This is a genomic window from Acinetobacter sp. A3 (genome assembly GCF_012371415.1).
In the GTDB taxonomy this organism is placed as follows: Bacteria; Pseudomonadota; Gammaproteobacteria; order Pseudomonadales; family Moraxellaceae; genus Acinetobacter.
Window position 1 is genome coordinate 1 of the sequence record NZ_JAAZQW010000104.1, and the last position, 514, is coordinate 514.

1 protein-coding gene is annotated in these 514 nt (G+C 48.1%); it reads left to right on the forward strand.

What is annotated here, in order from left to right; all coding sequences use genetic code 11:
* Nucleotides 1–482 (forward strand): transposase (locus HHA42_RS13440; protein WP_168526882.1); only part of this gene is annotated, 482 nt, incomplete at its 5' end.
* Between the last annotated feature and the right edge of the window lie 32 nt (nt 483–514).

Consider the following 514-nt stretch of genomic DNA (forward strand, 5'->3'; position numbering starts at 1 on the left):
TGATTCAGAAACTGTATGCGATAGAAGCAGAACTCAGGAAAAAGACCGATGGTACAGCGGAAGACCGCCGCGAATACCGACAACAGCATAGTCAACCAGTGATGCAACAACTATATGAATGGCTCAACCAACATCATCTGACAGTGCCATCGAGTTCTCCTACCGCCAAGGCTATCAATTACACTCTGAAGCGTTGGCCAGCCTTAAGCCGCTATCTGGATGATGGCAATCTACCGATATGCAACAATTGGGTAGAGAATCAGGTGCGTCCCTGGGCGTTGGGACGCAAGAACTGGCTGTTTGCAGGTTCGCTGCGCAGTGGTCAGCGAGCGGCAAACATCATGACTTTAATCCAGTCAGCAAAGCTGAATGGCTTGGATCCGTATGCCTATTTAAGTGATGTGCTGAAAAGGTTACCGACACACAAAGTGACCCAAATTGAAGAATTGCTGCCGCACTGCTGGAAACCTAAATCGAATTAAAAAATAGGTATGGGATTCAGCGGACGCTTACG